At 35.5% G+C, this 25,152-nt stretch carries 25 protein-coding genes; 20 read left to right on the forward strand and 5 right to left on the reverse strand.

Features of this window, described 5'->3' with window-relative positions:
- The first annotated feature begins 5 nt into the window (after positions 1–5).
- The 16 genes from PYW36_RS05905 (at position 6) to PYW36_RS05980 (ending at position 15,704) form a co-directional block, all read left to right on the forward strand.
- Positions 6–380, forward strand: a complete 375-nt coding sequence (locus tag PYW36_RS05905) for an Asp23/Gls24 family envelope stress response protein (protein ID WP_037573860.1) — start codon at positions 6–8, stop codon at positions 378–380.
- Positions 381–401: 21 nt separating this feature from the next.
- Positions 402–794 (forward strand): transcription antitermination factor NusB, encoded by a 393-nt coding sequence (gene nusB / locus PYW36_RS05910; RefSeq protein WP_037573858.1) that lies wholly within the window; start codon positions 402–404, stop codon positions 792–794.
- A gap of 8 nt (positions 795–802) precedes the next feature.
- Positions 803–2,149, forward strand: a complete 1,347-nt coding sequence (gene xseA / locus PYW36_RS05915; RefSeq protein WP_037573856.1) for an exodeoxyribonuclease VII large subunit — start codon at positions 803–805, stop codon at positions 2,147–2,149.
- Positions 2,133–2,357, forward strand: coding sequence for an exodeoxyribonuclease VII small subunit (locus PYW36_RS05920; RefSeq protein WP_037573854.1), 225 nt, complete (start codon positions 2,133–2,135; stop codon positions 2,355–2,357). The genes xseA and PYW36_RS05920 overlap by 17 nt, the downstream gene beginning before the upstream one ends.
- The gene (locus PYW36_RS05925; RefSeq protein ID WP_037573852.1) at positions 2,335–3,219 is read left to right on the forward strand and encodes a polyprenyl synthetase family protein; all 885 of its coding nucleotides are present in this window, start codon (positions 2,335–2,337) and stop codon (positions 3,217–3,219) included. Before PYW36_RS05920 ends, PYW36_RS05925 begins: the two co-directional genes overlap by 23 nt.
- Before the next feature lie 35 nt (positions 3,220–3,254).
- Complete coding sequence (gene dxs, locus PYW36_RS05930; RefSeq protein WP_037573851.1) at positions 3,255–5,144, forward strand: 1-deoxy-D-xylulose-5-phosphate synthase; 1,890 nt, start codon at positions 3,255–3,257, stop codon at positions 5,142–5,144.
- 201 nt (positions 5,145–5,345) lie between these two features.
- Positions 5,346–5,798 (forward strand): transcriptional regulator AhrC/ArgR, encoded by a 453-nt coding sequence (gene ahrC / locus PYW36_RS05935; protein ID WP_037573850.1) that lies wholly within the window; start codon positions 5,346–5,348, stop codon positions 5,796–5,798.
- A gap of 12 nt (positions 5,799–5,810) precedes the next feature.
- Complete coding sequence (recN, locus tag PYW36_RS05940) at positions 5,811–7,484, forward strand: DNA repair protein RecN (RefSeq protein WP_103159091.1); 1,674 nt, start codon at positions 5,811–5,813, stop codon at positions 7,482–7,484.
- 14 nt (positions 7,485–7,498) lie between these two features.
- Positions 7,499–8,395, forward strand: coding sequence for a phosphate acyltransferase (locus PYW36_RS05945; RefSeq protein WP_422784794.1), 897 nt, complete (start codon positions 7,499–7,501; stop codon positions 8,393–8,395).
- A gap of 55 nt (positions 8,396–8,450) precedes the next feature.
- Positions 8,451–9,509 (forward strand): butyrate kinase, encoded by a 1,059-nt coding sequence (gene buk / locus PYW36_RS05950; RefSeq protein WP_103159090.1) that lies wholly within the window; start codon positions 8,451–8,453, stop codon positions 9,507–9,509.
- Between the two features lie 11 nt (positions 9,510–9,520).
- Positions 9,521–10,939, forward strand: a complete 1,419-nt coding sequence (gene lpdA, locus PYW36_RS05955; protein ID WP_103159089.1) for a dihydrolipoyl dehydrogenase — start codon at positions 9,521–9,523, stop codon at positions 10,937–10,939.
- 22 nt (positions 10,940–10,961) lie between these two features.
- A complete protein-coding gene (locus PYW36_RS05960; RefSeq protein ID WP_037573846.1) occupies positions 10,962–11,960 on the forward strand; it encodes a thiamine pyrophosphate-dependent dehydrogenase E1 component subunit alpha in 999 nt (332 codons plus the stop codon).
- The gene (locus PYW36_RS05965) at positions 11,953–12,936 is read left to right on the forward strand and encodes an alpha-ketoacid dehydrogenase subunit beta (RefSeq protein ID WP_037573844.1); all 984 of its coding nucleotides are present in this window, start codon (positions 11,953–11,955) and stop codon (positions 12,934–12,936) included. The genes PYW36_RS05960 and PYW36_RS05965 overlap by 8 nt, the downstream gene beginning before the upstream one ends.
- Positions 12,937–12,947: 11 nt before the next feature.
- Complete coding sequence (locus tag PYW36_RS05970; protein WP_103159088.1) at positions 12,948–14,213, forward strand: dihydrolipoamide acetyltransferase family protein; 1,266 nt, start codon at positions 12,948–12,950, stop codon at positions 14,211–14,213.
- Between the two features lie 64 nt (positions 14,214–14,277).
- Positions 14,278–14,715, forward strand: a complete 438-nt coding sequence (gene brxB, locus PYW36_RS05975; protein WP_037573840.1) for a bacilliredoxin BrxB — start codon at positions 14,278–14,280, stop codon at positions 14,713–14,715.
- 11 nt (positions 14,716–14,726) lie between these two features.
- On the forward strand, positions 14,727–15,704 hold the full coding sequence (locus PYW36_RS05980; RefSeq protein ID WP_103159087.1) for an aromatic acid exporter family protein: 978 nt from the start codon (positions 14,727–14,729) through the stop codon (positions 15,702–15,704).
- A 51-nt stretch (positions 15,705–15,755) separates the two neighbouring features.
- On the opposite strand, the gene prli42 is transcribed toward PYW36_RS05980, so the two are convergent.
- Positions 15,756–15,857 carry a stressosome-associated protein Prli42 gene (prli42, locus tag PYW36_RS05985; RefSeq protein ID WP_150130324.1) on the reverse strand — a complete coding sequence of 34 codons (102 nt, stop codon included), beginning with the start codon at positions 15,855–15,857 and terminating at the stop codon, positions 15,756–15,758.
- Between the two features lie 177 nt (positions 15,858–16,034).
- Between prli42 and PYW36_RS05990 the strand changes: the two genes are divergently transcribed.
- Both PYW36_RS05990 and gndA read left to right on the forward strand, forming a co-directional pair.
- Positions 16,035–17,147: a tripeptidase T gene (locus tag PYW36_RS05990; protein ID WP_103159086.1), complete on the forward strand. Its 1,113-nt coding sequence runs from the start codon at positions 16,035–16,037 to the stop codon at positions 17,145–17,147.
- Positions 17,148–17,238: 91 nt separating this feature from the next.
- Positions 17,239–18,642: an NADP-dependent phosphogluconate dehydrogenase gene (gndA, locus tag PYW36_RS05995; RefSeq protein WP_037573834.1), complete on the forward strand. Its 1,404-nt coding sequence runs from the start codon at positions 17,239–17,241 to the stop codon at positions 18,640–18,642.
- Positions 18,643–18,780: 138 nt separating this feature from the next.
- Here the strand turns inward: gndA and PYW36_RS06000 are convergent, their stop codons facing one another.
- Together PYW36_RS06000 and zwf are read right to left on the reverse strand one after the other, a co-directional pair.
- Positions 18,781–19,638, reverse strand: coding sequence for an AraC family transcriptional regulator (locus PYW36_RS06000; RefSeq protein ID WP_037573832.1), 858 nt, complete (start codon positions 19,636–19,638; stop codon positions 18,781–18,783).
- Positions 19,639–19,741: 103 nt separating this feature from the next.
- Positions 19,742–21,226, reverse strand: coding sequence for a glucose-6-phosphate dehydrogenase (gene zwf, locus PYW36_RS06005; protein ID WP_037573831.1), 1,485 nt, complete (start codon positions 21,224–21,226; stop codon positions 19,742–19,744).
- 160 nt (positions 21,227–21,386) lie between these two features.
- On the opposite strand from zwf, the gene rnz reads away from it, so the two are divergent.
- Positions 21,387–22,304: a ribonuclease Z gene (rnz, locus tag PYW36_RS06010; protein WP_037573830.1), complete on the forward strand. Its 918-nt coding sequence runs from the start codon at positions 21,387–21,389 to the stop codon at positions 22,302–22,304.
- A gap of 88 nt (positions 22,305–22,392) precedes the next feature.
- On the opposite strand, the gene proC is transcribed toward rnz, so the two are convergent.
- Together proC and PYW36_RS06020 are read right to left on the reverse strand one after the other, a co-directional pair.
- Positions 22,393–23,211, reverse strand: coding sequence for a pyrroline-5-carboxylate reductase (gene proC, locus PYW36_RS06015; RefSeq protein WP_037573829.1), 819 nt, complete (start codon positions 23,209–23,211; stop codon positions 22,393–22,395).
- Between the two features lie 328 nt (positions 23,212–23,539).
- Positions 23,540–24,448: an aldo/keto reductase gene (locus tag PYW36_RS06020; protein ID WP_103159479.1), complete on the reverse strand. Its 909-nt coding sequence runs from the start codon at positions 24,446–24,448 to the stop codon at positions 23,540–23,542.
- A 78-nt stretch (positions 24,449–24,526) separates the two neighbouring features.
- Here PYW36_RS06020 and PYW36_RS06025 point away from each other — a divergent pair, with 78 nt between their 5' ends.
- Positions 24,527–25,069 carry an NUDIX hydrolase gene (locus PYW36_RS06025; protein WP_103159478.1) on the forward strand — a complete coding sequence of 181 codons (543 nt, stop codon included), beginning with the start codon at positions 24,527–24,529 and terminating at the stop codon, positions 25,067–25,069.
- Positions 25,070–25,152: the final 83 nt, after the last annotated feature.

The raw sequence follows: 25,152 nt of genomic DNA on the forward strand, positions 1-25,152 counted from the left end.
GCAATATGGCTAAATCTGTTGGAAATTTCAATCCAAATCTTGGAACAGTCGAAATTGTACCTGAAGTCATTTCAGTAATTGCCAGTATCGCTGTTTCAGAAGTTGAAGGCGTACAAGGTGTTTTTACTGACATGAGAAACCAAACTTTGGAAAGATTAGGTGTAAAAAATTTAAGTAAAGGCGTTAAAGTTGAAATCATCGATAATGAAATCTATCTTAACGTGTATTGTGCACTAAAGTATGGTTCAAAAATTTCTGCAACAGCGTTAAGAATTCAAGAAGCCATCCATAGCGCAATAAAAAATATGACTGCGTTAACCCCAAAACAAATCAATGTGCATATTACACATTTAGAAATGAACGAAAATGGGCAACATTAATGATGAAACGGAGAAGATGTAATGAGTAGAAAACAAGCTAGAAGTCAAGCGTTCCAAACCTTATTCCAATTGGAAACTAAAAATTCAGAGTTAACAATTGACGAGGCGATTCATTTTATTAAAGATGAAGATCCTAATCTTGATTTTGACTTTATTTACTGGCTCGTTTCTGGGGTGAAAGATCATGAATCTGTAATTGACGAAACGATTGCACCTCATTTAAAAGGTTGGTCAATTCCTCGTCTATTAAAAACAGATCGAATTATTTTGAGAATGGCAACATTTGAGATGTTACACAGCGACACACCTAAAAAAGTGATTATGAACGAAGCGATAGAATTAGCCAAACAATTTAGCGACGATGATCATTATCGATTTATCAATGGCGTATTAAGTAATTTAAATAAAGATTGAGTGATACTATGACTACTTATTTAACTGTCTCTGCATTAACAAAGTATATAAAATATAAATTCGATAAGGATCCACACTTACAAGCAGTGCTTATCAAAGGGGAACTTTCAAACTTTAAAAAGCATAGTAGTGGTCACCTTTATTTTGCTATTAAAGATGAAAATAGCTTGATAAATGCCATGATGTTTAAAGCTCAAGCCCAACATCTTGATTTTGATCCAAAAGAAGGGGACCAAGTTTTAGTGGAAGCGCGTGTGTCTGTCTATGAACGAAGAGGCACTTATCAAATTTATGTTAACACTATGCAATTAGACGGTATCGGCAATCTCTATCAAAAATATGAACAATTAAAAAGTAAATTATCAAAAGAGGGGTATTTTAATGAGGAACATAAAAAAGCAATTCCTAAATACCCTTCAAGAATTGCTATTCTGACTGCGCAAACCGGTGCTGCCATTCGAGATATCCAAAATACACTAACTTCCAGATATCCACTTGCTGAACAAATTAAAATTAGTACGCTCGTCCAAGGTGAAGCCGCAAAGGCGGATATCATTGAAAAGCTCAAATATGCTGATAGTTTAAATGTAGATACCATCATCCTTGGTCGTGGTGGAGGTTCTATTGAAGATTTATGGAATTTTAACGAAGAAGAGGTCGTCAAAGCCATATATCAATGTCAGACTCCTGTCATCTCGGCTGTAGGACATGAAACTGATACAACGTTAAGTGATTACGTCGCTGACATTCGTGCTGCAACCCCAACTCAAGCCGCTATGATTGCGACACCAGATCAAAATGACTTACTTCAAATGATTCAACAAAGTCGTGTCTTCATGACCCGCTTTATTAAACAGTATCTTAAACATGCACGGCAATATATGAATCAATATACGTCTTATTATAAATTTAAACAACCTACACTTTTATACGACCAACACATTCAAAAACGAGATGATTTAGATCGTATTCTACATGAAACGATGAAACAAAAATTGTTAAGTGAACAACAACGATTAACAATATTACAACAAAACTTTCATCTTAAACATTTTCATCAAAATATAATAAGACAACAAGAGCACCAACATCAATTAGCCTCCCAACTTATAAAGTTAACAAGTTCAACTTTAAGAAATAAAGAACAACAATTGATTCAAAAAATTGAAAGCTTAAACAATCTGAGTCCAACGCAAACCATGTTACGCGGATACTCCATAGTAAAAAAGGATAATGAAATTGTTTCTAGCCCAAAAGCTCTTAAAAACGGGGATGATATTGAAATTATGATGAAAGATGGACATGTAGAAGCAACTATTACGAAGGTAAGGTGTAAAAATGGCGACAGAAAATAAAAATTTTGAAGAAATGATGAAAGAACTCGAAACAATTGTTAATAAACTAGATAATGATAGTATCTCTTTAGAAGAAAGCATGGAATTATATCAAAAAGGGATGGCATTATCAAAGTCTTGTGAAAAGACATTAAAAGAAGCTGAAGAAAAAGTAGCAAAATTAATGGAAAATGAGGCGGTTTCTAATGATGAATCCGAAGTTGAATAAAATTTTAACTGATTTCAACGTAGCACTTAATAATAGTGTGACATCTTCTCCACTACAAACAAAATTAGAAGAAAGTATGCGCTATTCTCTAGAAGCTGGTGGCAAACGTATACGTCCGTTATTATTGCTATCCACGTTAGACATGTTATCTGAGAAGAGCTACCAAAGTGGTATGACTACAGCCATTGCACTAGAAATGATTCATACGTATTCATTGATTCATGATGATTTACCAGTCATGGATAATGACGACTATAGACGTGGAAAACCGACGAACCATAAAAAATATGGGGAGTGGTTGGCTATTTTAGCGGGAGATGCTTTACTCACTAAAGCCTTCGAACTTATTTCTAAACCTCAATCTTTGCCACCACATATACAAATAGAAATCATTCATTTACTATCTACGGCTAGCGGGCATTTAGGAATGGTAGGCGGTCAAACATTAGATATGCAAAGCGAGGGAGAAAAACTACAACTCCATCAATTAGAGACCATTCATAGCCACAAAACAGGGGCTTTAATTCATTTTGCAATTGAAAGTGCAACAATCATCTCCGAAGCACCTTCACATGTCAAAAATTTACTTTCAAACTTTGCAGAACAATTGGGTATCATTTTTCAAATTAAAGATGATTTGCTAGATGTCAATGGTGATCAAGAAAAATTGGGTAAACCTGTAGGAAGTGATATTCTTAATGATAAAAGTACTTACGTTTCATTGCTAGGTGAGGCAGGTGCAGAGAAACAACTCTCGTCACATGTATCTAAGGCAACTGAAATTTTAAATACTTTATCAAAAGATTATGATACTACAAATTTAAACGAACTATTAAAATTATTTTATCAGCGTCAAAAATAAATACGTTGATGATACAATGATTTAGGGTGATAAAAATGGATGTACGTGAAATTAAAGATCCCTCATTTTTAAAAAATTTGAGTGTGAAAGAATTAGAAGCTTTAAGTGAAGATATACGGCAATTCCTAATACAAACATGCTCAAAAACAGGGGGGCACATTGGTGCTAACCTTGGCGTCGTTGAGCTAACCATTGCACTTCACAAGCATTATAATAGCCCACAAGATAAAATTCTTTGGGATGTAGGACATCAAAGTTATATACATAAAATTTTAACTGGTAGAGGACATCAATTCGACACTTTACGTCAATATAAAGGACTCTGTGGTTTTCCGAAACTCAGAGAGTCAGAACACGATGTGTGGGAAGCGGGACATAGTTCCACTTCGCTTTCTGCTGCCATGGGTATGGCAAAAGCGCGTGATATCATGAATCAAAATCACCATGTGATACCTGTTATAGGAGATGGCGCGCTTACAGGTGGTATGGCATTGGAAGCACTTAACAATATCGGTCATGACCGCACAAATATGACTATTATCTTAAACGATAATGAAATGAGTATCGCACCAAATGTTGGCGCGATGCATAATATGTTAGGTCGTATTCGGATGAATCAAGGTTATAACAAGCTCAAACTTGATGCTGAAACAGTATTAAGTCGTCTACCCGGAGGAAGCAGAATCCGTGAATCTGCTGATCGTATAAAAGATAGTTTAAAATATCTTGTTGTAGACGGTGCCTTTTTTGAAGAACTTGGTATTCGATACATTGGACCAGTAGATGGTCACAATTACGAAGAACTTGAAAATGCCCTTCAAACTGCAGATTCTATCAATAAACCTGTGCTCATACATGTGGTGACCAAAAAAGGAAAAGGTTATCAACCTGCTGAAAATGATAAAATCGGGACATGGCATGGATTAGGACCTTACAAATTAGAAACCGGCGAACAAATTAAAGGCCAACCAACGGGTCCTTCTTGGAGTCAATTTATGAGTGATGAAATTCTATCTTATGCTAAACAAGATAAGCGTGTTGTCGCAATTACACCCGCGATGCCTGTCGGTTCTAAACTTACAAAATTCCAATCTGAGCTTCCGGAGCAATTTTTTGATGTTGGGATTGCTGAACAACATGCAGTAACGATGGCTGCTGGATTAGCAGTAGAAGGATTCAGACCTTATGTTGCTATCTATTCAACATTTTTACAACGGGCGTATGATCAAGTCCTTCACGATGTGGATCGTCAAAAACTTAACGTTATATTTGGCATTGACCGTTCAGGATTAGTGGGGGCTGACGGTGAAACGCATCAAGGGGTATTTGATGTGGGATTTTTAACTCAATTTCCTAATATGACGGTAACTATGCCTAAAGATGAAAATGAGGCACGCGATTTAGTTTACACTGCAATGCAACATTCACAAGGTCCCTTTGCTATCCGCTACCCAAGAGGTAACGGTTATGGTGTCCCTTTAAATAAGAAAAAAAGCTTAATTGAATTAGGGACTTGGGAACAGTTATCCACTGGCCAAGATGTCACTTTGATTAGTTACGGACCTACTGTTCATACAATTATTGAAGCTGCTGAATTGTTAACGAAAGAGGATATCTCTGCAACCGTTCTGAATGCGCGCTTCATTAAACCTATGGATATCAAAAAATTACATGAAGTGGGTCGTTCAAATCAACCCGTGCTTATAGCTGAAGAAGGAATGCTCAATGGCGGGTTAGGTAGTCAAATTGCAACATTTTTCATGGAACATGGCTATACGAATTTAATAAAGCGTATTGGTATTGAAGATGAATACATTGAACATGGAAATGTTGATCAAATTTTAGAAGATTTGAATTTAACCGCAAAACCTATCGCGCAAGAAGCAAAAAAGTTGGTCGACCGTAAAAAATCTAATTCACAATAAAAAAATATCTTCCCTTCAAAGTAAAAAAACAAGTTACTTTGAAGGGTTTTTTACTTTATTTGTATCATTTATAGTGAATTGGCAACATTTTTATACAATAAATGAATAGGTTATTGCTCTTTAGGAAATAGGTCCTAACTAGGTTATTAAATGATTGTATGGTAAAATCAATGTATAAATATTCGTTACGAGGTGTCTATTATGCCTAAAAAATCTGTTAGACATATAAAAATCAGAGAAATTATTTCTAATGAACAAATTGAAACACAAGATGAATTAGTCAAGCGCTTAAATGATTATGAAATGAATGTCACACAAGCCACAGTTTCTAGGGATATTAAAGAGCTTCAACTCATAAAAGTACCCGCGCCAACAGGTCAATATGTGTACAGTTTACCTAATGATCGACGCTATCATCCATTAGAAAAATTAGGCCGTTATCTCATGGATTCTTTTGTGAAAATTGATGGCACAGATAATTTGTTAGTCTTAAAAACCTTACCAGGAAACGCCCAATCTATTGGAGCTATCTTAGATCAAATCGACTGGGATGAAGTTCTTGGAACGATTTGTGGCGATGATACGTGTCTGATTATTTGCCGTACATCACAGGACGCTGATGAAATTAAAACACGTATTTTTAATATGTTATAAGGAAGCGATGCTATGTTACAAAGTCTATCCATTAAACAATTTGCAATTATTGACGAACTTGAAATTCAATTTGGTGAAGGTTTAACCGTTTTAAGTGGTGAAACAGGAGCTGGTAAATCTATCATCATCGATGCAATAGGTCAATTAATTGGGATGCGTGCTTCATCAGATTTTGTAAGACACGGAGAAAAAAAGGCGATAATTGAAGGCATTTTTGATATCGACCATGCAAAAGAAGCCCATATTGTTTTAGAACAAATTGGAATTGATTTATCCGAAGACTTTCTCATTGTCAAACGCGAAATTTTCAATTCTGGAAAAAGTATGTGCCGTATCAATAACACAACAGTCACGCTCCAGGACTTAAGAAAAGTGATGCAACAATTGCTTGACATTCACGGTCAACATGAAACACAATCCTTATTAAAGCAAAAATATCATATAGAGTTATTAGACCGTTATGCAGAAGGTCGCTATCAACAAGCACTTGATAACTACGAAAATACTTATTCACAACATAAAGAAAAAGTAAAAGAACTTGAAGAATTAGAATCAGCCGATCAAGCTCTGTTACAGCGTTTAGACTTAATGAAATTTCAGCATGATGAGCTTAAAGAAGCGCACCTACAAGAAGGAGAAATAGAGCAACTTGAAATCGATATTAAACGAATTCAGAACTCTGAAAATTTGAGTCATGCACTAAATGCGGCCTATGCTACTTTAACTGACGAACATGCGATTACCGATCGACTATATGAATTAAATAGCCAATTACAAATTATTGATCAAATTTTGCCCGAAACTTACCAAAAATTAAAAGAAGATGTAGATCAGTTTTATTACACATTAGAAGATGCAAAACATCAAATCTATGATGAAATAAATCAAACAGATTTTGATGAACAATATTTGAACGAATTAGAATCAAGAATGAATCTTCTTAATAATTTAAAACGTAAATATGGAAAAGATATTCCGGAGCTTATTAAATATACAGACAAAATTGAAGACGAAATCAATAAAATAGAGAACTATGAAGAAAGCACATCCCAATTAAGAAGTGAAATTAGTGACCTCAAACAACAACTTCAAAAAGATGGCGAAGTCTTATCTAAAGAACGGCGTATTGTTGCGCGCACATTGCGTGACCACATTGTAGAAGAAATTCAAAACCTACAAATGAAAGACGCAAACTTAGAAATCGCTTTTACCCGCTATGATGCACCACAACAAGATGGTTTAGAACGGGTTGAATTTTTAATTAGCCCAAATAAAGGAGAACCACTCAAAAGTTTAAATAAAATTGCGAGTGGAGGGGAACTTTCACGAATTATGTTAGCTTTAAAAAGTATTTTCGTAAATGCCCGAGGTCAAACTGCTATTTTATTTGATGAAGTCGATTCCGGCGTTTCAGGTCAAGCGGCACAAAAAATGGCTGAAAAAATGAAACAAATCGCGTCCGTTATACAAGTCATCTGTATTTCGCATTTACCTCAAGTTGCATCAATGAGCGATCATCACTTGTATATTTCAAAACATGAAAAAGATGATCGTACGACAACACAAGTTCAAGAACTCAGTGGAGAGGAACGCGTTCAAGAGGTGGCACGGATGATCTCAGGAGCGACAGTTACAAAATTGACTTTACAAAATGCCAAGGAAATGATTGAACAAAATCAACATTAAAGAGGTGTAGCCAGTTGGATTTTAACTTGTTATTTCAACATAAACAGAACTTCACAGGACATATTGCGATGATTAATGCCATTAACGAATCGTCAATTCAAGTTATACGAGAGATATTAACTCAAACCAATGCATCATTTTCACTTTATAATCATCAAGATGTTTCCGAACTGATTCGCTCCTATGAAATGCCTGCCGCACTGTTAGAACGCATTCATATTCATACGTTTGATAGTGTGCATGAGGCAATTGCGCAATGTTTGCAAGACTTGGATAATCAGCGTATAGACATACTGATGAAAGGTTTGATTTCAACTGCGGAATTATTATCAGCGGTTTTAAAACATTTAAACCAAACTATGAAAATTCCTTTTTTCATGAATCACCTTGCGTGTTGTGAGATACCTGACTATCATAAACTGTTATTTATATCAGATGTTGCCTTAAATGTGCAACCTACAGTAGAAGAACATCAAAAAATAATAAAGAACATTAAGCACTTTGCCACACAACTAGGTTACCAAAAATTAAAGGTCGCCATGTTGTCTTCAGTGGAGACAGCTAGTTCCAAAATCCCATCTTCAACTCAAGCAGTGGAACTTAAACAAATATTCTCTAGGGAAAATGATGAGATTCAAGTGGAAGGTCCATTAGCATTTGACAACGCAATTAACAAACAAAGTGCAATATTAAAAGGTATTGATTCACCAGTAGCTGGAGATGCCGATGCCTTAATCGTCCCACAAATTGATGTAGGCAATGTATTATATAAATCACTCACATATTTTGGTCGTGCACGAGTGGCAAGCTTGATTATTGGGGCACCTTATCCAATCATTTTGACTTCACGCGCAGACTCTTTCTCAAATAAAGTCAATTCAGTTTTGCTCGCTTTAAAAGCTTTATCATAATGTAAGGTTCGAATCTCAAACATCTTTGAAAATAACTTTAGAAAGAGAGGATTTTATGAGCCGCATACTTGTTTTTAATTTAGGAAGTACGTCAAGTAAACTTGCCCTTTACGAAGACGATACCGAAGTTGTGGGTACGAATATCGTTCATGATTCTGAAATAACAATTTTAAATATAATGGATCAAAAAAAACCTAGACGTGAAGCTATGATGCAATGGTTATCACAAAATGAAATATCCATGTCAACCATTGATGCTATAGCATGTAGGGGTGGTTTACTCAAACCTATCCCCGGTGGAACATACAAAGTTAATGAGGAAATATACAAAGATTTAAAGACATTTAAATATGGCGTCCATGCCTCAAATTTAAGTGCAGTCCTTGGTTATGAAATAGGCGAACAGTTTCACCTTCCTGTCTTTATTTCAGATCCTGTCGTCGTTGATGAACTCATTCCTGAAGTTAGATTCACAGGTTTTCCTGAAATTCAAAGAAAAAGTATCTTTCATGCACTCAACCAAAAAGCGGTTGCTAAAAAATACGCAGAAGAAATACACAAAAACTATGAACAATTAAATTTAATTGTGATACATATGGGTGGGGGTGTCAGCGTCGCGGCCCATAAAAATGGAAAAGTCATTGATGTGAATGAAGCACTTTATGGAGAAGGCCCTATGGCTTTAAATCGTTCGGGAACTCTACCGAATGATGCGCTCATCGATTATCAAAAAAACTATCAATTGAGCAATAACGAGATGAAAAAACGTTTTGCTTCAAATTCAGGATTACAAATGTATACTGGATCGACAGATTTTAAATGGATAATGGCAAATTATGAGGCCAATCCTAAAATAAAATTAATCATAGATACGTTTGCCATTCAAATTGCAAAGACAATTGGTGAGCGGGCCACTTTATTACAAGGAAATGTAGACCAAATCATCTTTACTGGTGGTATGAGCTATAGTAATACGTTTATTCAATTGTTAAGACCCTACATAGAGTGGATTGCCTCAATCAGTGTTTATCCAGGAGAATTTGAAATGCAAGCCCTCGCTGAAAATGCGCAGCATGCTTTAAATGGTATCATTCCTATAAATAGGTATAGTTAGGAGAATCATAAATGACAAAAGAAAAATATGATCTAGTTGTATTAGGCGGAGGTATCGCTGGCTATTCTGCCGCCATCCGAGCGAGTCAACTCGGAAAAACAGTAGCACTTGTGGAAGAAGAAAAACTAGGAGGCACTTGCTTACACCGTGGATGTATCCCTACAAAATCATTTTTAAAATCTGCAGAAATATATCATTATATACAACAAGCTAGTCAATACGGTATTGAAGTAAATGAACCTACTTTCCATTTTGAATCTATACTTAAGCGGAAAGATAAAATCGTTCATCAAATGCATCAAGGCGTTGAGCATTTAATAATGCAAAATAAAATTGATGTATTTAATGGTAAAGGCTGCTTATTAGGGGCATCTATCTTTTCCCCTCAAAGCGGCACAGTATCTGTAGAATACGCATCGGGAGAATCAGAGTTATTGCCAAATGATTATGTTCTTATTGCTACAGGGTCACACCCTATAGAACTTCCTATGTTACCCTTTGATCATCATACGGTTTTAAATAGTGATGATATGATGAAACTCACAAACTCACCTGAAAGTATACTGATTATCGGAGGGGGTGTTATTGGGTTAGAGTTTGCACATCTCTTAAACGTTCTGGGCGTAAAAGTCACTATAGTAGAAGCTTCTGAGCGCATACTGATACATGAAAGTGAACAGGTGAGCCGTTTGATGAAGCAAAACTTAACAAAAGAAGGCATTACCATTTTAGAAAATACTGCAATCACAGAAGAAATGATACAACGTTCAAATGATAGCATTACATTTAATCTCGATGAGCCTTTAACTGTCGATAAAGTCTTAGTCGCTGTTGGCCGTGAAGCGAATACAGATCATATTGGTTTAAATAATATGAAAGTTGAATTATCAAACCGTAAAACAATTCAAACAAACGAATTTATGCAAACGGCTGATGCTCATATTTATGCTGCTGGAGACGTTATTGGGCAATTGCAATTAGCGCATGTAGGGGCTAAAGAAGGGATTATTGCAGTTGAACATATGTTTAACGCACAACCTTTAGCGATAGATTATCACCAAATGCCACGGTGTATTTATACACAACCAGAAGTGGCTTCAATTGGAATGACAGCGAAAGATGCAAAAGCGAAAGGAATTGAAACATCTGTGGTAAAAGCTCCGTTTAAAGCGAATGGTAAAGCGTTAATTGAATCTTTGGATCAACCCCAAGGTTTTGCAGAACTTGTATTTGAGAAAACCTCAAATACATTTTTAGGTGCTTCTCTCGTTGGACCACATGTCACTGAACTTATCAATGAACTCAGCTTATTAAAATTTATGGATGGGTCTGCCATAGAACTCGGAAGTACGGTTCATGCGCATCCGTCAATATCAGAACTTTTAATGGAATTGGGATTAAAATCAGAAAATCAATCCATTCATATTTAGGAACCTTGAGGAGGAGAAGGCAATGAAAGATTATAGAGAAGCCCATCTCACAGTCGAAGATTTAAAAAATATTTATGTAGCCATGGATTTAGGCCGCAAATTAGATGAACGCATGTGGTTATTAAACCGTGCTGGAAAAATTCCGTTTGTGATTAGTTGTCAAGGCCAAGAAGCCACACAAATAGGTGCAGCATATGCGTTACAAAAAGGGGATATTAGTGCACCATATTACAGGGACCTCGCATTCGTGACTTATTTAGGAATGACGCCTTTAGAGACAATGTACTCAGCTTTTGGAAAACGTGATGATATCAGTTCAGGTGGGAAACAAATGCCGTCTCATTTCAGTAAAAAAGAAGTAGGTATAATGTCTCAAGGTTCATCAGTAGCCACGCAAATTTTGCATGCGGTAGGAGCAGCATTATCGCTTAAAATGGATCGTAAATCAAATATCGCATTTGTTACACTTGGGGAAGGAAGTTCGAATCAAGGAGATTTTCATGAAGGTCTTAATTTCGCGGGAGTTCATGATTTACCTTTCATTTGTCTGATTGAAAATAATAAATACGCTATCTCAGTCTCGAAAGAGTTACAATATGGTGCTGAATACTTGTCAGACCGAGCGAAAGGGTATGGTATGTTTGGTGAGACAGTAGATGGTAACGACCCTATAGCTGTATATCAAGCGGTGAAAAAAGCACGTGAACGTGGGGTGAATGGTGAAGGAAGCACATTAATAGAAGCCATGTGTACGAGATTAACTGCACATTCATCAGATGACGATGATCGTTATCGCACAAATGAAGAAAAAACAGAAGATAAAAGCAACGACTGTAACGCTCAATTTAAAAAATATTTAATTGAGGAAGTTAAAATAGATACCGCTTGGTTTGAAGAAATAGAGAAAGAAAATAAACAACATGTACATGAAGCCACTAAACAAGCTGAAGCATCACCTTATCCTGATCCTTCAGAAACGTATACTCATGTTTATGATCAGGAGGGTGAAAAAAATGCCTAAATTAACTTATTTAGAAGCGATTAAAAATGCACTGGATTTAGCGCTTGAAAAAGATGATCAAACCTTTATTTTAGGTGAAGATGTCGGGAAAAAAGGTGGCGTTTTTGGTGTCACAGCTGGCCTACAACAAAAGTATGGCTTGTACCGTGTTTTAGATACGCCTTTAGCAGAATCAAATATCGTAGGTTCAGCGATTGGTGCGGCAATGATGGGAAAAAGACCTATAGCAGAAATTCAGTTTGCCGAATATATTTTGCCGGCGACAAACCAAATTATGAGTGAAGCTGCAAAAATGCGCTATCGTTCAAACAACGATTGGCAAGTTCCCCTTACTATTCGTGCGCCTTTTGGTGGTGGGATTCATGGTGCATTGTATCATTCTCAGAGTATTGAAAGTGTTTTTGCTTCAACACCTGGATTGACTGTCGTTATCCCATCTACGCCATATGATGCAAAGGGATTATTGCTTGCGTCTATTCAATCTAATGATCCAGTGCTTTTCTTTGAACATAAAAAAGCCTACCGTTTATTAAAAGAAGACGTGCCAGAAGAGTATTATACAGTTCCGTTATATAAAGCCGACGTCAAACGTGAAGGAAATGACATTACTGTTTTCACTTATGGTTTAGCAGTGAATTATTCACTTCAGGCTGCAGATTTATTGGCTGAGGAAGGGTTTGATGTTGAGGTTGTAGATTTAAGAACCGTCTATCCATTAGATAAAGAAACAATCATTGAACGTGCGAAAAAAACAGGGAAGTGTTTATTAATCACTGAGGATAATAAAGAGGGTAGTATCATGTCAGAAGTAGCCGCCATCATTGCAGAACATTGTTTGTTTGATTTGGATGCGCCTATTATGAGATTAGCTGGCCCTGATGTGCCTGCCATGCCATTTGCACCACCTCTTGAAGATGAGTTTATGATAAATCCTGAAAAAATTAAAAATAAAATGCGTGAACTCGCAACATTTTAAGGAGGCCTACTATGGAAATTAAAATGCCGAAATTAGGTGAAAGCGTTCATGAAGGGACGATTGAGCAATGGCTAGTTCAAGTCGGAGATACTGTTGAAGAGTACGATCCATTATGTGAAGTGATTACAGATAAAGTGACAGCCGAAGTCCCTTCCTCTTTTTCAGGTAAAATTACTAAAATCCATGTTGAAACGGGTGAAACGATTTCAATAGGTACAGTAATATGCGAAATGGAGGTAGAAGAAGGTGCTTCGCCTACATTAGACACTGATGACAATGAGAAATCCAATAATGAAAATGCTTCTACAAAAAATGGACAGCATTCACTTAACACCCACACAACTGAAGGGTCTAAAAATAACGGACGCTATTCACCCGTGGTATTTAAAATTGCGTCCCAACATCAAATTAATTTAGAAGAAGTTCCGGGAACAGGTTTTGAAGGGCGTGTGACAAAAAAAGATATTGAAGCTTTTATTCAATCAGGGAAAGAACACTTACAGGCCTCAAGTCATCAAAATTCAGAATCAGTTGCCCCGTTAAAAGCCATTGATAATGAAGTTTCATCTTCAAATGAATTAACTTCCATGATTCCAGTCAAAGGCGTAAGACAGCAAATTGCGCAAAAAATGGTTCAAAGCGTTCATGAAATTCCGCATGCCTGGATGAAAATTGAAGTTGATGCGACTGAACTTGTAAAAACACGACAACACTATAAAGATCAATTTAAAGCTAAAGAAGGATATAATCTTACATTTTTTGCGTTTTTTGTAAAAGCCGTTGCAGAAACGTTGCATGAATTTCCAATGTTAAACAGTTCTTGGAAAAATAACGAAATACATGTACATAAAGATATTAACTTATCTATAGCTGTCGCTGCGGAGGACAAACTATTTGTCCCTGTAATTAAAAATGCCGACGAAAAATCAATAAAAGGTATTGCAAAAGAAATCGCAACACTTGCTAAAAAAGCACGTCAAAATCAATTAACCAATGCGGATATGCAAGGGGGGACATTTACTGTTAATAATACAGGTAGTTTTGGCTCTGTAAGCTCTATGGGCATTATTAATCACCCTCAAGCTGCTATTTTACAAGTTGAATCCATCGTGAAGCGACCAGTTGTAATTGATGATATGATCGCTATTCGTCATATGGTAAATCTATGCTTATCCATCGACCATCGAATTCTTGATGGTTTACAAGCAGGACAATTTTTAAACAAAGTAAAATCACGTATTGAACGCTATACGATTGATAGTACACAAATTTATTAATATCGATATATTGAATTGATGTAAAGCCTCTAGTAAAATAAAACTATCTTAGGAGGTTGGTCAAATGGATTTAAACTTTGATTTATATATGAATGATGTTGTGAAGCAAGCACGTAAAGATATGGATATTGCTGGTTATGAACAACTCACTACTGAAGAAGAAGTAAATAGTGTATTTTCAAAAGAAGGAACAACACTTGTGATGATTAATTCCGTTTGTGGTTGTGCTGGAGGAATTGCACGTCCAGCTGCAGCACATGCGCTTCATTACGATGTACTTCCAGATCGACTTGTAACTGTATTTGCTGGTCAAGATAAAGAAGCTACTCAACGCGCTCGTGATTACTTTGAAGGTTACGCACCTTCAAGCCCTTCGTTTGCACTCATGAAAGATGGTAAAATCACAGAAATGATTGAACGTCATCAAATCGAAGGACACGATACAATGGATGTCATCAATCAATTACAACGTTTATTTGACAAATATTGTGAAGAAAAGTAAGGAGCCGTTAAATGTTACGTTTAAATCCCTATAGAATAGGATTTAGAACGATTAAAACTGCGGTCGGTATGGCACTAGGCGTCATTGTTGCTAAACTCTTAGGTTTAGATAATTATGCCTCTAGTGCCATTTTAGTTGTATTATGTATTAAAGATACGAAAATACATTCTGTTAATGCTATTGTTTCGCGTTTTGTTTCTTGTTTAATTGCCATTGCCTTTGGTGCACTCATTTTTCCGATTTTAGGACAACACGCACTCGTCTTAGGTTTAATCGTTTTATTATTTATTCCACTTACCGTTGTTATTAATATGCAAGAGGGTGTGGTCACAAGTATAGTCATCCTACTACACTTTTTCAATGCCACACATATTAATCTATCCCTAGTCATCAATGAGATATTACTCATTATTGTTGGCTTGTCCATTGCTTTTTTAATGAATGCAATAATGCCAAGCTTAGATAGAGATTTACAAAAATATAAGTATGATATTGAATCACAAATAAAATCTATTTTTTATCAATTTAGTCATGCTTGCGATACTCATGATAATAAGTTAGAAATATCTTTTCATCCACTTAATCAGTCTATTCAAAAAGCAAAATCAATCGCATTTAGAGATGTCAAAAATCATTTTGTTCGTAATGAAAATAGCTATTATCATTACTTCGATATGCGAGAGGATCAAGTTGAAATTTTAAAACGCATTAATCATCATATTCATCATATCGATGCAGATGATCCTATCTCCAGTCGAGTAGCAGAAGTTTTTAGAGAAATGGCTGAAAACGTTAATGAAAACAATTACACAGCACAGCGATTATATTTGGTATACCAAGTTCGACTAGAAATTGATCAAGAACCTTTACCAACAACTCATGAAGCGCTTCATACACGTTCAAGTATGATTCAAATACTATATGATACCGAAGAATATTTAACCATTAAGTCAAAATTCGGAAATTTAAAAATGCATCATGAAGTATAAAATTATAAACCCCTTCACGTTTGATTCAATCACGTGAAGGGGTTTATTAAACTACATACTTAAAATAGGTGCTATACCTGTGAGTATCAATGAAACGATGATAGCAACAAGCATCACAATAACTAAGATTTTTCTTACCTTTTGGTTTAACACAATTGACGCCTCCAACTCATAAAATGACTCATTGTATTTATATACAGTTAAAGCAAATTATAACATTGTGTTTCATGCACCACAACTTTATTTTTACAAGATAATCACAACTTTAGCATTTGAAATGTTTTATAAATACCTTAAAATATAATTATACGAATTTGGGAAGGTGAGAACATGATTAATCAAGAACGATTAGTACAAACATTTATTGAACTCGTGAAAATCGATTCTGAAACCGGTCACGAAGAAAAAATTCAACCTATTTTAAAAGATAAATTTTTATCTTTAGGTTTAGAGGTTAAAGAAGACAATGCTAAAGCACTCACAAACTTTGGTGCTAACAATCTAATTTGTACTTTAAAAGCGAATGAGGATGGACACGATAAAATATATTTCACCTCTCATATGGATACCGTTGAACCAGGTCAAAATATTCAACCTATTATTAAAGATGACGGTTATATATACTCTGATGGTACCACTGTACTAGGTGCAGATGATAAAGCAGGCTTAGCCGTGATTTTAGAAGTTTTGACACTTATAAAAGAAAATAATCTCCCACATGGTCAACTTCAATTTGTAATCACAGTAGGTGAAGAATCCGGGCTTGTGGGGGCCAAAGCATTAGACGCTTCACTTTTAGATGCCGACTACGGATTTGCTATTGATGCTTCTGTTCCTGTAGGCGACATTACAATTGGCGCGCCTTACCAAATGAAAATGCATGCGCAAATTAAAGGTAAAAAAGCACATGCGAGCACACCTGAAGAAGGGATAAGCGCAATTAATATTGCTGCAAAGGCCATTAGCCAAATGAAATTAGGTCAAATTGATGAAGAAACTACCGCCAATATAGGTTCTTTTAATGGAGGAGGCCCAACAAACGTCGTGGTTGACCTCGTCAATATTTGGGCTGAGGCTCGCTCCCATGATAAAGCAAAAATAGAGGCTCAAACCCGTCATATGAAAGAGACTTTTATTCAAACTGCCGAACAATTTCAATCTCATGCAGAGGTTACATCAGAGATTGCCTATCCTGGATTTAAAATTGATGAGCGTGAAAAAGTTTACCAAATCGCACAATCTGCATCACTTTCACTCGGATTTAATGCTAATACAACTATAGGTGGTGGCGGATCTGATGGCAACATTATCAATGGGCTAGGAATCCCAACTATAATTTTAGGTGTCGGTTATGAATTTATTCATACAACTGATGAACGAATTTCACAAAAATCTTTAATCGATTTAACGAAATACCTATTAAAAATTATTGAAAGCGCTTAATGAAATCCCTCAAGTGTTTATACTTGTAGAATGTGGTACAATGAGTGCGTAATTGATATTAAGAGAGTTTAGATTAAGAGAGGTAATTATAATGACACAACAAATTGGTGTAGTAGGACTTGCGGTAATGGGTAAAAACCTAGCATGGAATATTGAATCTCGTGGCTATACAGTTTCAGTATTTAACCGCTCATCCGAAAAAACAGACATCATGGTCGCAGAATCAGAAGGTAAAAATATTGTTCCAACATATTCTTTAGAAGAGTTCGTAAATTCTTTAGAAAAACCACGTAAAATTTTACTTATGGTTAAAGCAGGCGCAGCGACTGACAAAACTATTGAAAGTCTTTTACCATTACTTGATAATGACGATATCTTAATTGATGGTGGTAATACAAATTATTTAGATACAATGCGTCGTAATCAAGCATTAGCTCAAAGCGGTATTAATTTCATTGGTACTGGAGTTTCAGGTGGGGAAGTAGGCGCATTAACAGGCCCTTCTATGATGCCAGGTGGACAGCGTGAAGCCTACGATAAAGTTTCACATATTTTTGAGGCCATTGCTGCTAAAGCTGACGATGGAACGCCTTGTGTAACATATATTGGTCCAAATGGAGCAGGTCATTACGTTAAGATGGTTCATAATGGTATTGAATATGCGGATATGCAATTAATTGCTGAAAGTTATTTCATGATGAAACAACTTCTAGGTATGTCCCATGAAGAAATTTCTGAAACGTTTAAATCATGGAATACGGGAGAGCTTGAAAGTTATCTCATCGAAATTACTGGGGAAATCTTCACGAAATTAGATGAATCAGGAGAACCACTTGTCGAAAAAATCATGGATAAAGCAGGACAAAAAGGGACTGGTAAATGGACTTCTATCAACGCATTAGAATTAGGCGCACCATTAACGATTATTACCGAATCCGTATTTGCTCGCTTTATTTCTTCAATTAAAGATCAACGTGTCAATGCCTCTAAACATTTAACAGGTCCCTCTGCTACATTTAAAGGGGACAAAGACGCATTTTTAGAACAAATTCGTCGTGCGTTATATATGAGTAAAATCTGCTCATATGCACAAGGTTTTGATCAAATGAAAGCAGCAAGTGATGAAAATGATTGGAATTTACAATTAGGCGAATTAGCAATGATTTGGAGAGCAGGTTGTATTATTCGTGCACAATTCCTCCAAAAAATTAAAGATGCCTATGATAAAAACAACAAACTTGAAAATTTATTATTAGACGATTACTTTAAAGAGATTGTCAATGAATACCAACATGCATTACGTGAAGTTGTCGCGACTGGCGTACAAAATGGCATTGCGGTACCAGGATTCGCAGCAAGCATTAACTATTTTGATAGTTATCGTACTGCTGATTTACCAGCGAACTTAATTCAAGCTCAACGTGACTATTTTGGGGCACACACGTATGAGCGTAAAGATAAATCAGGCGTTTTCCATACACAATGGACTGAATAATCCTCATAAAATTAAATGCACTTCGTCAATATCCATTGGTGAAGTGCATTTTAAAAATCACGGTCAGTGATAGAGTGATCAACCGTTAGAAGTATAGAACCCAAAAAACCAAGGTGGCTTTTAAAGCAACCTTGGTTTTTAAATGTTTTCTTGTTCAAAAGGGATAGCGAGTTGGATTTTAGTTAATGCATCGTCAAAAGAAAAGTTGAATGGATAAATTTCTAGATATAACGTATTTTTTTCGTAAGGAATTGAAAATTGTAACGTTGTCTCAATATAATGCCACGCTTCAGAAACGACATAGTCGAGCTCACCCTGTAGATTAAATAGCGCATATTGCTTTCGGTCTAAATAACGATACTCTAAATGGGAGGGCATGCGCTCACTCGGGACGCCAACAAAAATTTCCATGCCCTGTTCGAGAGGACATCTCACTACGAATAACTCGTGTGGACTACAATCGTTGTACTTTATCATTTCTTCTATACGGCCATCCGATTTTAAATCATCTAAAAAGTCAGGCACAATAAATGGGTTTTCAAGTGCATTAGAAGAAATGAATCGTGAATATCCCACCATGGCAAAATCTCCAACATCTTCAAGTCGATAAGCAGGGGCTTCTTTTGTCGTTGTTGTCAACTTTAAATATATTTGCGATTGCATATTCAATTGTTCAGATTTGGTTTTAACTTGTAAGGGTGAAACCCCGTGATAGTCACTAAAATCATGTGCAAACGCATTAACATCATCATAGTGATAGCGCTTAGCAATATCAATTAATCTAGTATTACCCTGTTTTAATTCGCGTGCTGCTAATGTTAAACGTCGAGCAGTATAATAAGCGTGAGGGGATAGTCCAACAATCATTAAAAATGTTTGTGATAAGTGATAAGGTGACATTTCAACGTAATCACTTAACTCTTGTAGATCATATGTATCGTATAAATGATCCTCAATATAAACAATCGCTTGCTGTATTTGTTTGATAACGTCCAAAATGGTCACTCCTAAATTGCATTAACGAAAAGCATTTCTTAATCATATATTATAAATCAAAAAGAGCCAAGTATCATCAAAAAAATACTTGGCTCGTTATATATTATTGGATATCGTCCCACCATTTGAAACCATCTCTACTTAATAGTAAGTCACTCTCTAATGGTCCATTGGTACCTGCTTTATAGTTAGGGAATTCTGGTTCAAATTTTGACCATGCTTCAGAAATAGAATCCACAAATTTCCATGTTGATTTTAATTCTTCCCAATGTGTAAAGTTCGTCGCATCACCATTCAATGCATCATATAATAAGTTTTCATAAGCATCCACTGTGTTCATCTTATCTTGAGCACTCATTGCATATGACAGTTGAACAGGTTCAGTTTCAATTCCTTGTACATATTTTTTTCCATTTAAATGTATAGATACACCTTCATTAGGTTGGATATTTATCACAAGTAAATTAGAATCTAAATGTTTATCTCTTTCATAGTACAGATTCATTGGGACTTCCTTAAATTCGACGACAACTTGAATAGATTTACGTTTCATACGTTTTCCTGTACGAATATAAAATGGAATACCCGCCCATCTAAAGTTATCAATCATGACCTTTCCAGAAACAAATGTAGGCGTAACTGAATCTGAAGCCACTTTATCTTCATCACGATAAGCTTTAACTTTTTGACCTTCAATTTCGCCAGTATCATATTGCCCACGTACAAATTGATGTCTTACTTCTTCTGTAGGTAGGATACGTAAAGATTTTAATACTTTCACTTTTTCAGAGCGTATATCATCACTGTGTAAACTAATTGGAGGTTCCATGGCGAGTAGAGCAACCATCTGTAACATATGGTTTTGTACCATATCTTTTAAGGCACCACTGGATTCATAATAACCCCCGCGATCTTCAACCCCTAAAATTTCAGAGGAGGTTACTTGAATATTAGAAATATATTTATTATTCCATAAAGGTTCGAACATGGCATTACTAAAACGTAACACCTCAATATTTTGAACCATGTCTTTACCTAAATAGTGATCGATACGGAAAATTTCTTCTTCTTTAAATGAACGACGGATTTGTTGATTTAACTCTTCGGCTGATTTTAAGTCACTACCAAAAGGCTTTTCAATCACGAGACGTTTAAATCCTTTTGTATGTGTAAGGCCTGAAGATTTTAGATAATCTGTCACTGTTCCAAAAAATTGAGGTGCCATGGCAAGATAAAATAAACGGTTACCCTCAAGTGAAAACTCTTGATCTAAAGATTCACTCAATTGCAGTAAATCTGCATAACTTGCTTCATCGTTGACATCGTGTGGTTGATAAAAAATGTGTTGCATAAATTTATCTAAATGTTTCGTATCTTGGACGTGGGCTTGAATCGAAGCTTTTACTTGTGCTCTAAAATCATCATTCGTCAACTGACGACGTCCGATACCAATAACTGCGATACGATCGTCTAAGTTGTCTTGTTGGAATAAATGAAATAGGGAAGGGAATAATTTTCGGTGACTTAAATCGCCCGTTGCCCCAAAGATGGTAATCAATGCTGGAATTTGCTTTTTAGATTTATTCAAGATTCAAAACCTCAATTCTTATTTTATATCATATTTGTTATTATAAAACATTCCTCTCATTTAGGTCATACAATCTGCATTTTTAATATAGATATTGTCATAAATTCTGTCCCGCTTAGCGACATTTTTATGATACTATAACGCTAAGGAGGCTCACGCCATGGAAATCACGTTTTTTGGAACTAGTGCTGGATTGCCGACAAAAGAACGTCATACGCAATCCATTGCTTTATCACTCGAACCCTATGCCAAAGATATTTGGTTGTTCGATGTCGGTGAGGCTACTCAACATCAAATTCTACATCATTCAATAAAACTAGGTAAAGTTAGTCATATTTTCATCACACATATGCATGGGGATCATGTGCTTGGGTTACCAGGTGTTTTATCTAGTCGATCTTTTCAAGGTGGAGAATCTAAAGCACTTACCGTCGTTGGACCCGTCGGTATAAAAGCTTTTATCGAGAACACAATGACTTTAACACATTCACATTTAAATTATCCTTTACATATTATTGAACTTAATCAACAAATTGATTTATCATTTAATCAATTTCAAGTAAAAGCGATGCCATTGAATCACGGCATTCCTTGCTTCGGTTATCGAATCGAAGCACCAAGTACACCTGGAAAACTAGATGTCGCTCAACTTCAATCAATAGGCATCCCACCTGGACCAATTTATCAACAAATTAAAACTCAAGATACTTTTGAATTTAACGGTCAAATATTTGATGCATCGCCATTTAAAGGGCCTGAAAAACAAGGACCCATTGTTGGTATTTTTGGTGATACTAAACCATGTGACAATCAACTTAAAATTGCTCATAATGCCGATGTCATTGTACATGAATCTACATATATAGAAGGAGATAAGTCGCGTGCAAATAGTTACCATCATAGTCATATCGATGACGTGCTAACTTTGTTAGAACAAGCGCATGTGAAGCATGGTCTTCTTACACATTTAAGTAATCGATATACACTTGAAGACATTCGAAAAATTGAAGAACAACTTAAAGAACAAACATCTTTATCGTTCCAGTTTGTTAAAGATTACGATGCTTACACTTTTTAAAGGTTAAGAGAGTGTCATAACTGCAATGCATTATACACATAGAAAATACATTGCAATTATGACACTCTTTTAAAATATTTCTCGACGATTAGTCATTATCTTCTTGCATTGAAAGCTCGACACTTCGATTCACTGCCGCATTTAAACAGTCTTCAAAAATACCTTCTATGTCATAATCCGATAATTTATTCAAACCTGCTTGAGTGGTACCACCTTTAGACGTAATATTCTTACGAAGTTGCTCTAAACTCAAATCTGAACGCTCAATCATTTTTCCAGTACCAATAATAAGTTCACGAATAGATTCTTCCACTTCTGATTTTTCCAAACCCAACTTAGTTCCTGCGTTCACATACTTTTCAAATACATGATATAAAAATGCAGGACCGCTTCCAGTAATTGCAGTGACTTGATGTAAATGGTCTTCTTTAACTTCAATTGCAGAACCAAATGCATTTATCAGTGACAACACTTCATCTTTAGAACGTGGACCAAAATTACGTGAAAAACTAACACCTGTCACTGAATGACCTACTTGTGCATTTGTGTTCGGCATAATACGTGCAATGGGATTGTCCGGATTCAGCTTCTCTCTTAAATAGCTGATAGGTAATCCCGCCATAATAGAGATAAATTTATTTTTATCATCAATATGATTTTGAATTCTTTCCGCTAATTGGTCAAAATCATGCGGTTTTGAACCAAGAAAAACATAATCCGCATCTTTCAATAAAACTTCATCATCGTAGCTATATTGCACGCCCAATTCACGGTGATAATCTTCTAACATTTGTTGATTGGAACGATTGGTGAGATAAATGTTTTCTGCTGGAATAATTTTTGAACTGATTATCCCCTTAAAAATCGCATTAGCCATGTTTCCAGCGCCATAAAAAACAATTTTCATCTGCATTTCACTTCCTATATCAATAGTCTAAGTTTATATTAACACAAAAAATGTTGCCTACACGTAAAAATAGAGTAAGCAACGAAAAGTTTCGTCATCAAGAATATAAAAATTTGCGTCATTACGATTTACTAATTAAACACATTGTCTATTATTTTTCTGATAACCAAATATAGTTTAATTATAGATAAAATGATGGACTACGTTTAGTTTATGAATCATTGCAGAATATTATTCAATAAGTAGAAAGCCATCAAAATTTACACTCAGATAAATTTTGATGGCAAACTTTTTTAACAATAAAAACTCATTCATATCCCCATCTTTTTTAGATGGTATGTTGTTGGTATTCAAGATTTTTCACCAGTTGTCGTGCTTCTTCTAGTGTTTTTGTAGAAATAGGGGTAGCCATTTGTTGAACATTTTCTTTAATTTGTTCAGGCGAACTTGCTCCAGTAATAACGGCTCCTAATACATCAAATGATTTCAGATAGTTGAATGATAAAGCAGCAAGTTGGGGTTCAAGTTCATAGAGTGCCTGAATGGTTTCTTTAAGTTCTTCATATGTGTATTCGAAAATGCCCTCATTAAATTTATGATGAAGTGCTTCTTGATAATTTTGAGTAAGTAACCCTTTGAAAACAGGACCTCGCGCTAAAACTTTAACTTGTTTTTCACTGATTTCTTTTAGAAGGGCCTCAGGACGATTATCAATTAAACTAAATTGCGACATAATTGTTTCAATTTGACTGTGCTCCAAATAATATCGAATGACATTTGGACGAATTGACGAAATACCGTAAGCTTTGACTAGTCCTTCTTGTTTAAGTTCATCAAACGCACTGATTGTTTCCTCAAGCGGATCATCAATCGTTCCTCCATGCAACATATACAAATCTAAATACTCTAAATTTAATCGCTTTAAAGAATGCTTAATATTCTCTTTTATATATTTTTTTGAAGGATCCCAAAACGTTTCGCCGTTGTCCTTTAAATGATTACCTACTTTCGTTCCGATGATGATATCCTCACGATTTTGATAAGGTTTTAAAGCCTTTCCAACAATTTCTTCGTTGACACCTTTATCATATATATCAGCAGTGTCAAAATAGGTGATGCCAGACTCTAAAGCTGTTTCAATTATCGATTGTGCTTTCTGAAAGTCTGTACCTAGGCTCATACAACCAAGACCTATCTCAGATAATTCAAGCCCGCTTTTTAAAGTATTCTTTTGCATAGGACCACACCTTTCGTTAAAATTTAATCATATTCATCATAGCAAAACCACGGGATAATTGAAAAGGAGAGGTCTATTATGAAATTTGAGGAAAAAACATTATCTAAAGAAACAATATATAAAGGTAAAGTCATTGATGTTGAAAAACACTTCGTTGAATTACCAGACCAACAAACCTCTTATCGAGAGATTGTAAAGCACAATGGGGCAGTTGCGATTTGCGCAGTCACACCTGAAAATAACGTATTGTTAGTGAAACAATATCGTAAAGCTATGGAAAAAGAACTGTTAGAAATCCCAGCAGGAAAGCTGGAACCTGGTGAAGACAGAGAGAGTGCGGCAAAGCGTGAGTTAGAAGAAGAAACAGGCTATATTGCAGATTCATTAACACTTATAGGTGAGGTCTATGGTTCTCCTGGCTTTTGTAATGAATTGATTTCTATTTATTTCGCTGATAACTTAAAAAAAGGCAATATGAAACTAGATGAAGATGAGTTTGTTGAGAATATCAATTACACAATGGAAGATATTGAAAAAGCTGTAAACGCTCGATCTATTAGTGATGCAAAAACACTTATCGCTTTCCAGTATCTATTATCAAATTATAATCATTCTAAATAAACAGCTTTTTGGGTTGCTTTTTTTCTCAATTACTGGTAATTTAATACAAGTAATTCATGTACTTAATAATGATTTTAAATTTC

Source organism: Staphylococcus chromogenes (assembly GCF_029024625.1).
GTDB lineage: Bacteria > Bacillota > Bacilli > Staphylococcales > Staphylococcaceae > Staphylococcus > Staphylococcus chromogenes.